Here is an 11687-nt window from a genome sequence, read left to right as displayed (position 1 = left end):
CCGGTCTCGTACGCGTATCTCCCGACTGGTTAAGGCAGGCTTCCGCCGGCGGCAGGCCCAATCGCCAGCCGATGGTGCCGACTTGAGGAAAACATGAAATAAGGTCAGAAGACATCTGATCAACGAGAACGGGCGCCGGCCCGATGAGGGATATCAATGAAGAATTCAGCCATTTCCGAACGCAAAAACCAGTCGATTTCACGCGGCGTCGGCATGACCACGCAGATCTATGCCGACCGGGCTGAAAATTCGGAGATCTGGGATGTCGAGGGCCGCCGCTACATCGACTTCTCCTCGGGCATCGCCGTGGTCAATACCGGCCACCGCCACCCCAGGGTGATCGAGGCCGTCAAGACGCAGCTCGACCGCTTCACCCATACCTGCCATCAGGTCGTGCCCTACGAAAGCTATGTGCGACTGGCCGAACGCCTGAACGCCATGCTGCCCGGCAAGTTCGAGAAGAAGACCATCTTCGTCACCACCGGCGCCGAGGCGGTCGAGAACGCCATCAAGATCGCCCGCAACGCCACTGGCCGCCAAGCCGTCATTGCCTTTGGGGGCGGCTTCCACGGCCGCACCTTCATGGGCATGGCGCTGACCGGCAAGGTCGTTCCCTACAAGGTTGGCTTCGGCGCCATGCCGGGCGACGTCTATCACGTGCCGTTCCCGGTGCAGCTGCATGGCGTCTCGGTCGCCGATTCGCTTGCCGCGCTCGACAAGCTGTTCAAGGCCGATGTCGATCCGGCCCGCGTCGCCGCCATTATTATCGAGCCGGTTCAGGGCGAGGGCGGCTTCTACGATGCGCCGCGTGAGCTCCTGACGGCGCTGCGCAAGCTTTGCGACCAGCACGGCATGCTGCTCATCGCCGACGAGGTGCAGACCGGGTTTGCCCGCACCGGCAAGATGTTCGCGATGGACCACCACGAGGTCGCTGCCGACATCACCACCATGGCCAAGAGCCTGGCCGGCGGCTTCCCGCTGGCGGCGGTCACCGGCCGCGCCGAGATCATGGACGCGCCCGGCCCTGGCGGGCTTGGCGGGACCTATGGCGGCAGCCCGATCGGCGTCGCCGCCGCGCATGCGGTTCTCGACGTCATCGAGGACGAAAAGCTGTGCGACCGCGCGAACTCACTGGGTGCGCGGCTGAAGCAGCGCCTCCAGTCGATCCGCGACGACGTGCCCGAGATTGTCGATATCCGCGGCCTCGGCTTCATGAACGCGGTCGAGTTCAACGACGTCAAGAAGGGCCTGCCCTCGGCCGAGATCGCCAACGCCATCCGGCTGAAGGCGCTCGACAAGGGGCTGATCCTGCTGACCTGCGGCGTCTATGGCAACGTCATCCGTTTCCTGGCGCCGATCACCATCCAGGACGAAGTCATGAACGAGGCGCTCGACATTCTGGAAAGCTCGATCCGCGAAGTCTGCGCCGCCTGAAAGGGGCGGCGCCCATTCCCTCCTGACGGTCTACGCCGAGGCCGGTGAGCGGGCCGTCAGGAGTTCGGAGTCTGTAACCATGCCGGAATGTCCGTCGTGGCATGCAGCACCCGCCACACATCTATATGGTCGGTCTGCTCAAGATAGAAAATCAGGTACGGATAGCGCTTGAGTTGCACGCTACGCAGGCTGGGCAATCCAATTTCGTAGCCATATCTCAAAGAGCCCGATGCCGGATGGCTGGCTATCAGCTTGTAGGCGCTTTGAAGATCCTCGACATAACCCAACGCCACATGCGAACCAACCTCGCGAGCAAAGTAATCAACGGCCTCCTCGATATCCCGCAAAGCAAGGTTTCGAGGAATGATCGGCTTTGTGGCCACCTAATTTATTGGCCCTGCACTCGTTTTCGCAGCGCGGCGAAATAGTCATCGTCTACGGGAGCGCCCGGCGCGGATGACGCGCCTTCGAGAAGCAAACCACGCAGAAGTTGGCGATCCTGATCGTGGCGGATCAATTCACGCACATACTCGCTGCTCGTGCCATAGCCCCGATCGGCCACTTGCTGATCGACAAAATGCTTCAAGCTGTCTGGCAGTGAAATATTCATAGTGCTCATTCAGCCACGATATAGTGTATGGCAAAAATTGGCAATTCTACGCACTGGCCTTCGCAGGCTCCAGGTTCTGAAACGCGGCAAGTGCTGCCTTTAGCCCTTCGGGACCCATGGCCACCATGTGCGGCGTCGGCGAGAAGCCGGCGCCGAGCATCTTGCGGCCGAGCATGTGGTCGCCTGGCCGGTTGACGGATTCGATGCCGAGTAGCCGGTCCCCGGCGTAATGGTAGATCGAGAACTTGTTGTCCGGCAGGTCGCCCAGCACGACATGGCTGTCGCCGCCGGCGGTCAGTCCGACCATCTGCAGCTTCATGTCGCCAATGTCGGACCAGAACCACGGCACCGCCGAATAGGCATCGGCATGGCCTGATATGGTGCGCGCGGCAAGGCGCGCCTGGTCGGTGGCGTTCTGCACCGATTCCAGCCGCACGTCGCCGCCGGTGAACCAGTGCCGGTAGGAGGCGGCGTCGCCGATTGCGAGGATTTCAGGCACCGAGCTGCGCATCTGGTGGTCGACTCGGATGCCGTTGGCCACGACGAGGCCGGCTGCCTGCGCCAGTTCGACATTCGGCACGGCGCCGATGCCGACGACGACCATGCGCGCCGGCAGCCTTTCGCCTGTTGAGGTGATCGCGGCCACGACATGACCGTTTTCGCCTTCCAGCCGGGCAATCGAGGTGCCGGTCAGGATGCGCACGCCGGTCGCTTCCAGCCTTTGCCGGACATGGCTCGCCACGACGGGCGCCACGGCGCGTCCAAGCAGCCGGTCGACCGCTTCGACAACCGTCACCGTGCGGCCGGCCGCCCGAAGCGTCGCGGCGATCTCCAGCCCGATGAAACCACCGCCAAGGATGACGACATCTTCGCTCTGTGCGCTCAACTCCCGGATCAGCCGCGCGTCGGCCAGCGAGCGCAGCGACAAAACGCCGGACAGATCCGAGCCGGGCAGCGGCAGGGCGCGCGGGCGCGACCCAGTCGCCAGGATCAGATGATCGAAGGCAAGCGCGCCGCCGCCGGCGATGTCGAGGCTGCGGCGACCGGAATCGATGCGCTCAATCCGGATTCCCGGCCGGTAATCGATGGCGCTGCCAGTATAGAAGGCCTCGCCGCGCAGGGGCTGCGGCTTGGCTTCCGCGTCCTTGATAAAGGTCTTCGACAGTGGCGGCTTGTGGTAGGGCAGTTCGTTCTCGTCACTGACGAGGATCACCGGCCCGTCATAGCCGTCCTCGCGCAGGCTTGCCGCCGCCTGCACGCCCGCATGACCCGCACCGACAATGACCACACCGTTCTTCATCGCATTCCCATCCCGATTTCGATCCTAGGACGTCTCGCCAAGTGGCAATTGTCCGACGCCGCCGCAAGAGAGCTTTTGCGGGTCGCACCGGGAATGGCGGCTGTCAATCGGACAGTTCGTCGAGAAAACCGGTGCAGGCAGCGGATAAAGTTGACTATCATAGTTTAGAATTATTCTAAACTATTGTTTCGATTGGATTTTCCAGCAATTTTGGTTGACTTCCACTGGCGTCGAAGCTTTAAGGGATCTCGCGCATTGGCGCATCCCTTTGATGTCTGGGCCTTGAACCCGTTCGATTGGAGGCATTTTGGTGTCTTTCTTCCCTGAGCCGCGCGGCAGCGCGGCATATCCCGCGGCCGGTGGCATCCACACGGCCTGGTGCCGGCTGCCACGCGCGCCGTTTGCGGAATACCCGAGAAACTGGAGAACGATAATGACAGCACGATATGGCGGCAGGTTCGCGGCGGTCGGTGCCACGGCCTTGCTGACGGCCGCGGTGTTCGTGCTGGCCGCGAAGGCGGAAACCGACGCGAAGGCGGTCATCAAGACTTACGCGGATATCGGGCTTGCCAAATATGAGGATTCCCTGATCACCGCGCAGACGCTCGACAAGGCGGTCGACGCCTTGCTTGCCAAGCCGTCGGCCGAAACGCTCAACGCCGCCCGCGACGCCTGGAAGGCGGCCCGCGTGCTCTATCCGCAGACCGAGGTCTACCGCTTCGGCAACAAGATCGTCGATGACTGGGAAGGCGGGGTGAATTCCTGGCCGCTGGACGAAGGCCTGATCGACTACGTTGCCAAGAGCTACGGCACGGAATCGGACGCGAATTCGCTCTATACGGCCAATGTAATCGCCAACAAGGAAATCGAGATCAACGGCAAGAAGGTCGATGCCTCGACGCTTTCGCCGGAATTCCTCTCCGGCACCTTGCAGCAGGCCGGCGGTATCGAAGCCAATGTCGCCACCGGTTATCACGCCATCGAGTTCCTGCTCTGGGGCCAGGATCTGCACGGCACCGGTCCGGGCGCAGGCGAGCGTCCCTATACGGACTACGACCTCAAGAACTGCACCGGCGGCAATTGCGCCCGCCGCGCACAGTACCTGAAATCGGCAACTGACCTTCTGGTCTCCGACCTGCAGAAGATGGTCAACGACTGGAAGGAAGACGGCGCCGCGCGCAAGAACCTCGTCGATGGCGAGCCGAACACCGCGATCTCGATCATCTTCACCGGCATGGGCTCGCTGTCCTACGGTGAACTGGCCGGCGAACGCATGAAGCTCGGCCTGCTGCTGCATGATCCGGAAGAGGAGCAAGACTGCTTCTCCGACAACACCTACAACTCCCATCTTTACGACGCCGTCGGTATCCGCGCCGCCTATCACGCCAGCTATGTCCGCCTCGACGGAACCGTCGTTTCGGGGCCCTCGGTGTCCGATATGGTGAAGGCAGTCGACCCAGCGATCGATAAGGAGCTGTCGGACAAGCTCGATGTCACCGTCGCCAGGATGGAAGCGATCAAGGCGCGAGCCGAGGCTGGCGAGGCCTATGACCAGCAGATCGCCGAGGGCAACGCGCAAGGCAATGCCACCGTTCAGGCGGCGATCGACGCATTGATCGACCAGACCAAGTCGATCGAGCGCGCCGTCGGTTCGCTGAAGCTCAACGCCATCGCCTTCGAAGGCTCCGACAGCCTCGACGCGCCCGACAAGGTGTTCAAGTAATATCTGGGGCGAGCTCCGAGGCCGGACGACCGGCGTCGGAATGAGGCCTCGGCAGTAAGAAATGCCACGCGGCGCGGGAGGCGCCGCCAGCCATCCGAGCCAAGTAATGCTGATCTGCCATTGCAACATCATCACCGAAACGGAGATCGAGCAGGCCATCGTCGGGCTGCTTGACAAGGACCCCTGGCAGCTCATCGTGCCGGCAAAGGTCTACCACGCCATGCAGAAGCGCGGGCGTTGCTGCGGCTGCTTCCCAAATGTGATCGAAACGATCATTCGGGTCACCGAAAATTACCACGCCCGCGCGGAGGCAGGCGGCGCCGATGTCGTTTCACATCTGGATCGCGTCAGAGGCCTGCGCGTCCAATACGGGAGCAGAAGCCATGAAAGGCGAACCGCGGATCATCGAGCGGCTTAACAAGGCTCTGTTCCCCTCGAGACGCAACTCGGCCTGCTGGCCTTGATCGGCGAGGAGGAATACCGGCAGCACAACCCCCGGCGGACGAAGCGGAATAAGGATATGTGGAAATGCGGCGCCCCATAGCTGTATTGCGCCGTTTGCGGCGGGCTGAACGTCCACTGCCTGTTCGGAAAACGCCGCCCAGATCGGCTGGTCGGCGTTGCGTCATCGCCATGCTGGCGCTTACCTCTTCCGCAATGGCCGGCGATCTTCCCGCTGGCCTCACCATCACGCGCACCGACCTCGGCGCGAAGGATCGGGCGCGCGTCACCGCCGTCACCAGGGCGATCACGGATTTTTCCAGAACCGAGCCGTTCGAGCTGATGCAAGGTGGCGCCGGCACGTCCGAGAAAGACGTCAGCCGCGAGTCCTTCTCGCAATCCTCGGCCAACATAACATTCGAGGAACAGAGCACCTTCAAGCTCGGCAACGCCCTGTTCCGCAAGAACTGGGTGTCGTCGCCATCCTCGACGCAGGCATCGGACGGGCTTGGACCCCTGTTCAACGAACGGGCCTGCCAGAATTGCCATTTGAAGGATGGCCGCGGCCGCCCGCCGCAAGGCGATTCCGGCAGCACCTCGATGTTCCTGCGGTTGGCCCGCGAGGCGAGCAGCGCCGAAGAGAAGGCGGCCATCGCCGGCCACCAGCTGCCCAACTTCCCCGATCCGGTTTACGGCACGCAGTTGCAGGAGCTGGCGGTGCCTGGCCTGCACGGTGAGGGCCGAATGCATCTCGACTATCAGGAACGTAAGGTGGAACTGACGGATGGCACGGTGGTTTCCCTGCGTAAGCCCAGTTACTCCGTCACCGATCTTGCCTACGGGCCTCTCGATCCGCGCACCACGCTGTCGCCGCGCCTGACCCCGCCTATGATCGGCCTTGGGCTGATCGAGCAAATCGCGCCGGCCGACATCCTTGCTCATGCCGATCCGGAGGACCGCGATGGTGACGGCATTTCCGGCAGGCCGAACATCGTCCGCGACAGCCTGAGCGGTGAGTTGACGCTTGGCCGTTTCGGCTGGAAGGCGCAGACCGCGACGATCCGCCAGCAGGCGGCGGATGCTTTTGCCGGCGACATCGGCATTTCGACGCCGGAAGAACCGAAACATTGGGGCGACTGCACCGCCGCGCAGGGTAAATGCCTCGCCATGCCCAACGGCGTGCAGGATCGCCTCGGCCCGGTCGAGGCGCCGTCGCCGGTGATGGATCTCGTCACCTTCTATGCGCAGAACCTGGCCGTGCCGGCACGCCGCGATCTCGCCGCGCCTGATGTGCTTGCGGGAAAAAAGGTCTTTTACGAGATCGGCTGCGTTGCCTGCCACTCGCCGAAATTCGTCACCCGCCGCGACGCTCCCAACAAAGCGCAAGCCTTCCAGCTGATCTGGCCCTATTCCGATTTCCTGCTGCACGACATGGGTCCTGATCTGGCCGACGGCCAAGCCGTGGGTGACGCGACCGGCAGCGAGTGGCGCACGCCGCCGCTGTGGGGCATCGGCCTCACCGAGACGGTCAACGGCAATTCCTTCTTTCTGCACGATGGCCGTGCGCGCAGCCTGACCGAGGCGATCCTGTGGCATGGCGGCGAGGGCCAGAAGGCGCGCGACCGCTTTGCCGCCGCCAGCGCCGCCGAGCGCGACGCATTGCTGAAATTCCTGGAGTCACTCTGATGCCGAAGCGTTCCGCGCTGGTTCTCGTTCTTCCCCTGGCGTTGCTGGGTATTTTTCCGGCATCGGCGGCCGTGAAGGCTTCCGATATCATCCAGCGCGCCATAGAGGGTTTTGTCCGCCCGGCCTATGCCGGCCTCCACGAACACACGCAGTCCCTGGCGAAGGCGATGCACAAGCTCTGCGAGGCGCCTTCGCAAGGGAAGCTTGACGCGGCGCGCGCCGAATTTTCCGCCACGGTCTACGCCTGGTCGTCGGCCGAGATCATTGGTTTTGGACCGATCAAGGAGAACAACCGGCTGGAGCGCATGCTCTACTGGCCGGACCGCAAGAGCATTGGCCTGAAGCAGGTGCAGGCGGCCTTGTCGGACAAGGACGCCACCGCCACCGATCCGGCACAACTGGCCGGCAAGAGCGTTGCAATGCAGGGCCTGGGTGCGCTGGAATTCGTGCTTTACGGCGACGGCGCCGATGCGCTTGCGGGCAAGGATGATCCCTATCGCTGCGCCTATGGCGCGGCGGTCGCCGGCAACGTTGAAACGATTGCAGGCGAGGTCAGCGAGGCCTGGAACAAGCCCGACGGTTTTGCCGCGCTCTGGGCCAATCCGGGGCCACAGAACGCGCTCTACCGCGATGGCAACGAGGCGGTGACGGAACTGGTCGGCGTCCTCGTCAAGGAACTGGAAATGGTTCGCGACGTGCGCCTGAAAGGGTTTCTGGGTGGCAAGCCGGATGCCGACAAGCCGAAACAGGCGATCTACTGGCGTTCGCAAAATACCGCCAATTCGCTGGCCGGAAATCTCGCGGGCATCGATGCGCTGTTCCGGGTCTCGAAGCTGGGCGATGCGCTACCGGCGGATGCGCGCTGGATGGCGGAGTCGATCCATGTCCAGCTGGTCAACGGCGTCGCCGCCGCGAAGTCCATCCAGGGTCCGATCGACAAGGCGCTCGCCGATCCGGCGCTGCGCGAAAAACTCGAGCATTTCGCGCTGATCACCTCCAGCCTGTCGACCCTGATCGGCACCAGGCTGACCGCCGAATTCGGGCTGACCGCGGGTTTTTCGTCGTTGGACGGGGACTGAGTATGATGGCAGCTGAATGCCAACTCCGGTCTTTCAACATGACAATGAACGAGCCGGTGACCATCGGGATAGTGTCATGAGATCATCCCTCATCGATCGTCGGGATTTCCTCAGAGCCGCCGGCATCGGCTTCGCCGCCGCGATGGCACCGTCGGCCTGGGCAAAAACGCTGGCGGCGGATGCCGTCTTCGCCACCGCCTTCGTCAAGCGCGACGGCGGTTTTGGTGCTGCCGTCCTGTCCGAGGCCGGGAAGGTGCTGCATGCGATCGACCTGCCCGATCGCGGCCATGACGTCACCTTCGATCCCGTATCCAGGCGTTCGGTGGTTTTCGCCCGCCAGCCAGGCACTTTCGCCGTCGTTTTCGATCACATCGGGCACGATGCTCCGCTGACAATCGCCAGCATCCACGGCCGGCATTTCTTCGGCCATGGCGTGTTCTCGCCCGATGGCGCGCTGCTCTACGCCACGGAGAATGATTTCGACAACGCCGCAGGCGTGGTCGGCGTCTATGATGCGCGGGCGAAATTCAGCCGAATCGGCGAGTTCCCGACCTACGGCATGGGGCCGCACGAGCTTCTGCTGCTGGGCGATGGCAGGACGATCGCGGTCGCCAATGGCGGCATCGAGACCCATCCCGATTATGGCCGCGCCGAGCTCAATATCGCGACCATGAAGCCGTCCTATGTGCTTGTCGACCGCGTCTCTGGTGACCTCATCGAAAAGCACGAACTGCCGGCGGCGCTGCACCAGCTGTCGATCCGCCACATGGACACCGACCAGACCGGCACCGTCTGGTTCGGCTGCCAATACAGGGGGCCGGGCACCGATCGTCCGGCGCTGGTCGGCCGCGCCACGCGCGGCAAGGATCTGCAGTTGCTCGACATGCCGGGGGATGTGCTGTCCGGCTTTCGCAACTATATCGGCTCGGTCGCCGCCAATCCTTCAGCCGCCACGGTCGCTGTCTCGTCGCCGGAAGGTAATTCGCTTGCCGTGATCGATGCGGCGAGTGGCCGGGTGATCTCGACCCGCGCGCTGGTCGAGGTCTGCGGCGTGGCGCCGGACGGATCCGGCTTCATGGCCACCACCGGCGCCGGCGAGATTATTGAAGGCAGCGGCATGGCGCGGTCGGAACCGGACTATGTCTGGGATAACCACATGCTGCGCATCGAACAGGTCCGGTAGCGCGCTGGCAGAACCGAAGCCGCTTAACAAATTGTGCTTGCGGTGGCGCGCCTTGGCGGGCACAGGGAGGTGGTTCTCGGAACCGGTCGCTTCATGAAAGTGCTTGCCATCGACTGTGCCGCCAGCCTCTGCGCCGCCTGCGTCTACGACGCGGCGGCAGAGGTGGAACTCGGCCGCTCGGTGCTCGATCTCGGCAAGGGCCATGCCGAACACCTGATGGCGGTCATCGCCGAGGCGATGAAGGCGGGTGCGACTGACTACGCCGGCCTTGGCGCCGTCGCCGTCGCCGTCGGTCCCGGTTCCTTCACCGGCCTTCGCGTCGGTGTTTCGACAGCGCGCGGGTTGGCGCTGGCGCTCAAGGTGCCAGCGATCGGCGTGACGACGCTCGAGGCGCTAGCGGCCGAAGCGGCAGCGGCATTTCCCGGCCGCGCCGTGCTGGCGGCGCTCGATGCCGGCCGTGAGGAGATCCATGCCGCATTGTATGATAAAATGTCAGCTTTGACTTACGGCCCCGCGGTGGCCACGCTGGCGGAAGCCACGGCCCTGGCGGTCGATAATGCTGCCGTGCTTGCCGGCACGGCGGCGGCGCAGATCGCTACATCGGCGGGCCGCGCCTTCGATATCGGGCCTCGGGCGGCGACCGCCGATATTGTCACCTACGCACGCCTGGCTGCCACCAAAGGCGAGGGCGACAGGCCAAAACCGCTTTACCTGCGCGGCGCTGATGCCAAGCCGCAGGCCGGATTTATTCTTTCAAGGCAAGAAAAATAGAATGCGCATACCTTTTCTCCAGCCGCGTCGGCGGGACTACGCACTCGAGCCGCTCAGGATCACCGACAGTCCCGCGATCTCGCTGCTGCACCGCGAGGATTTCGTCCGCCCGTGGACCGATGGCGAGTTCGCTGCCTTGCTCGAACAGGACACCGTGTTCGGCTACGCCGCGCGCGAAACTGGGCAGGGCGCCAAGCCGCCGGTGGGCTTCGTGCTGGCAAGGCTGGCAGCCGGCGAGGGCGAGATTCTGACCGTCGCCGTGGCGCGATCGCATCGCCGCCAGGGCCTGGGCTGGCAGCTGATGGACGCGGTGCTGCGCGAACTGCACGCCCAGCGCGCCGAAGCGCTGTTCCTGGAGGTCGACGAGACCAATGTCGCCGCGATCGCCCTCTATCGGCGGCTCGGCTTCCGCGAGGTCGGCAAGCGCCCGGATTACTACAAGGCGCCCGGGCGCGGGCCGACCGGGGCGCTTGTCATGCGCCGCGATCTTCGCTAGCCAGAGGCCGCATGACCCCCAAATCGGATCCGATTTTCGGAAGGATCATGCGCCAGGATTAAGGTGTTACAGCGTCCTTTGCGCGTCCAAGAGGACGCGCGGCACTGTAATGGTAGGGCCAAGGACGCATGATCGGAAAAATCAGGGTTTTCCTGGCGCTGGGCCTCGTCGTCGCCGGTTCGCTGGTCCTGGTACCGTTGCAGATACTGTCGATGAAAACCGGCTGGTGGCCGGAAACCGTCATCCTCAAGACATGGCACAGGCTGATCGTGCGGGCGCTCGGCATGCGCATCCATGTCAAGGGGACGCTGTCGGCCAAGCGCCCCTTGCTGGTTGCCGCGAACCACATCTCCTGGACCGACATCATGGTGCTGGGCTCTTTTGCCGATGTGAAGTTCATCGCCAGGGCCGACATGGAAGGCTGGCCGCTGATCGGCATGCTGTCGAAACTGCAGCGCACCGTTTTCATCGAGCGCGAACGCAAGCGTTCTTCGGGCGACCAGGCCAGCGAGATCGCCGGCCGCATGGCCAAGGGCGACGCCATGGTGCTGTTCGCCGAGGGCTCGACCGGTGACGGCAATGTCGTCCTGCCGTTCAAGAGCACGCTGTTCGGGGCCGCCTCGATGGCGATTTCGGAAGGCGCGGCCGAGCAGGTGTTCGTCCAGCCGGTGGCAATTGTCTATACGCGCCTGCATGGGGTGCCGCTCGGCCGCCGGCACCGCCCCATCGCGGCCTGGATCGGCGACGAGGATTTGATGCCGCATCTCAAGGTGCTGATGGCCGAAGGCGCCCTCGATGTCGAGGTGCATTTCGGCGAAGCGATTGCCTTTTCCAAGGGCTCGAACCGCAAGGAAACGGCGAGGCTGATGGAAAGCCAGGTGCGCGAGATGATGCAGGCGTCACTCGCCGATCCGCGCCCGAGCCCCTAGCCCCGGCACGCTCCTGCGGGCGCATACCGAGAATC

At 63.8% G+C, this 11687-nt stretch carries 12 protein-coding genes; 9 read left to right on the top strand and 3 right to left on the bottom strand.

Translation table 11 applies throughout. The features are described from left to right. The first annotated feature begins 156 nt into the window (after positions 1 to 156). Complete coding sequence (locus FJ930_RS20170) at positions 157 to 1434, top strand: 4-aminobutyrate--2-oxoglutarate transaminase (RefSeq protein WP_141839824.1); 1278 nt, start codon at positions 157 to 159, stop codon at positions 1432 to 1434. 56 nt (positions 1435 to 1490) lie between these two features. Here FJ930_RS20170 and FJ930_RS20165 read toward each other — a convergent pair whose 3' ends face one another. Genes FJ930_RS20165 through FJ930_RS20155 form a run of 3 tightly spaced genes read right to left on the bottom strand, consistent with a single transcriptional unit; the run spans position 1491 to position 3344 of the window. Continuing rightward, positions 1491 to 1817 carry a type II toxin-antitoxin system RelE/ParE family toxin gene (locus tag FJ930_RS20165; protein WP_141839823.1) on the bottom strand — a complete coding sequence of 109 codons (327 nt, stop codon included), beginning with the start codon at positions 1815 to 1817 and terminating at the stop codon, positions 1491 to 1493. 5 nt (positions 1818 to 1822) lie between these two features. Continuing rightward, positions 1823 to 2053: a type II toxin-antitoxin system ParD family antitoxin gene (locus tag FJ930_RS20160; protein ID WP_140744210.1), complete on the bottom strand. Its 231-nt coding sequence runs from the start codon at positions 2051 to 2053 to the stop codon at positions 1823 to 1825. Between the two features lie 37 nt (positions 2054 to 2090). Beyond that, positions 2091 to 3344, bottom strand: coding sequence for an FAD-dependent oxidoreductase (locus FJ930_RS20155; RefSeq protein WP_141839822.1), 1254 nt, complete (start codon positions 3342 to 3344; stop codon positions 2091 to 2093). A 433-nt stretch (positions 3345 to 3777) separates the two neighbouring features. Here FJ930_RS20155 and FJ930_RS20150 point away from each other — a divergent pair, with 433 nt between their 5' ends. The 8 genes from FJ930_RS20150 (at position 3778) to FJ930_RS20115 (ending at position 11652) form a co-directional block, all read left to right on the top strand. Next, positions 3778 to 5067 carry an imelysin family protein gene (locus tag FJ930_RS20150; protein WP_141839821.1) on the top strand — a complete coding sequence of 430 codons (1290 nt, stop codon included), beginning with the start codon at positions 3778 to 3780 and terminating at the stop codon, positions 5065 to 5067. A 106-nt stretch (positions 5068 to 5173) separates the two neighbouring features. Beyond that, positions 5174 to 5485 carry a (2Fe-2S)-binding protein gene (locus FJ930_RS20145; RefSeq protein WP_141839873.1) on the top strand — a complete coding sequence of 104 codons (312 nt, stop codon included), beginning with the start codon at positions 5174 to 5176 and terminating at the stop codon, positions 5483 to 5485. 110 nt (positions 5486 to 5595) lie between these two features. After that, positions 5596 to 7194, top strand: a complete 1599-nt coding sequence (locus FJ930_RS20140) for a di-heme oxidoredictase family protein (RefSeq protein ID WP_141839820.1) — start codon at positions 5596 to 5598, stop codon at positions 7192 to 7194. Further along, positions 7194 to 8273: an imelysin family protein gene (locus tag FJ930_RS20135; RefSeq protein ID WP_141839819.1), complete on the top strand. Its 1080-nt coding sequence runs from the start codon at positions 7194 to 7196 to the stop codon at positions 8271 to 8273. The genes FJ930_RS20140 and FJ930_RS20135 overlap by 1 nt, the downstream gene beginning before the upstream one ends. Before the next feature lie 76 nt (positions 8274 to 8349). Beyond that, positions 8350 to 9456 carry a DUF1513 domain-containing protein gene (locus FJ930_RS20130; RefSeq protein WP_141839818.1) on the top strand — a complete coding sequence of 369 codons (1107 nt, stop codon included), beginning with the start codon at positions 8350 to 8352 and terminating at the stop codon, positions 9454 to 9456. A 93-nt stretch (positions 9457 to 9549) separates the two neighbouring features. Beyond that, entirely contained in the window at positions 9550 to 10227 is a 678-nt protein-coding gene (gene tsaB, locus FJ930_RS20125; RefSeq protein WP_141839817.1) for a tRNA (adenosine(37)-N6)-threonylcarbamoyltransferase complex dimerization subunit type 1 TsaB, read from the top strand. 1 nt (position 10228) lies between these two features. Next, complete coding sequence (rimI, locus tag FJ930_RS20120) at positions 10229 to 10723, top strand: ribosomal protein S18-alanine N-acetyltransferase (protein ID WP_140607780.1); 495 nt, start codon at positions 10229 to 10231, stop codon at positions 10721 to 10723. 128 nt (positions 10724 to 10851) lie between these two features. Beyond that, positions 10852 to 11652 (top strand): 1-acyl-sn-glycerol-3-phosphate acyltransferase, encoded by an 801-nt coding sequence (locus tag FJ930_RS20115; protein ID WP_141839816.1) that lies wholly within the window; start codon positions 10852 to 10854, stop codon positions 11650 to 11652. The last annotated feature ends 35 nt before the right edge of the window (positions 11653 to 11687 follow it).

The organism is Mesorhizobium sp. B2-4-15, from assembly GCF_006658505.1.
Classification (GTDB): domain Bacteria; phylum Pseudomonadota; class Alphaproteobacteria; order Rhizobiales; family Rhizobiaceae; genus Mesorhizobium.
This window is presented reverse-complemented; position numbering and strand designations above follow the sequence as displayed.

What these genes read in the sequence shown, in the direction of transcription:
- rimI (WP_140607780.1), top strand. Translation starts at nt 10,229, where the DNA reads ATGCGCATACCTTTTCTCCAGCCGCGTCGGCGGGACTACGCACTCGAG.
- FJ930_RS20145 (WP_141839873.1), top strand. Translation starts at nt 5,174, where the DNA reads ATGCTGATCTGCCATTGCAACATCATCACCGAAACGGAGATCGAGCAG.
- FJ930_RS20160 (WP_140744210.1), bottom strand. Translation starts at nt 2,053, where the DNA reads ATGAGCACTATGAATATTTCACTGCCAGACAGCTTGAAGCATTTTGTC.
- FJ930_RS20150 (WP_141839821.1), top strand. Translation starts at nt 3,778, where the DNA reads ATGACAGCACGATATGGCGGCAGGTTCGCGGCGGTCGGTGCCACGGCC.
- FJ930_RS20115 (WP_141839816.1), top strand. Translation starts at nt 10,852, where the DNA reads ATGATCGGAAAAATCAGGGTTTTCCTGGCGCTGGGCCTCGTCGTCGCC.
- FJ930_RS20140 (WP_141839820.1), top strand. Translation starts at nt 5,596, where the DNA reads ATGCGGCGCCCCATAGCTGTATTGCGCCGTTTGCGGCGGGCTGAACGT.
- FJ930_RS20170 (WP_141839824.1), top strand. Translation starts at nt 157, where the DNA reads ATGAAGAATTCAGCCATTTCCGAACGCAAAAACCAGTCGATTTCACGC.
- tsaB (WP_141839817.1), top strand. Translation starts at nt 9,550, where the DNA reads ATGAAAGTGCTTGCCATCGACTGTGCCGCCAGCCTCTGCGCCGCCTGC.
- FJ930_RS20130 (WP_141839818.1), top strand. Translation starts at nt 8,350, where the DNA reads ATGAGATCATCCCTCATCGATCGTCGGGATTTCCTCAGAGCCGCCGGC.
- FJ930_RS20155 (WP_141839822.1), bottom strand. Translation starts at nt 3,344, where the DNA reads ATGAAGAACGGTGTGGTCATTGTCGGTGCGGGTCATGCGGGCGTGCAG.
- FJ930_RS20135 (WP_141839819.1), top strand. Translation starts at nt 7,194, where the DNA reads ATGCCGAAGCGTTCCGCGCTGGTTCTCGTTCTTCCCCTGGCGTTGCTG.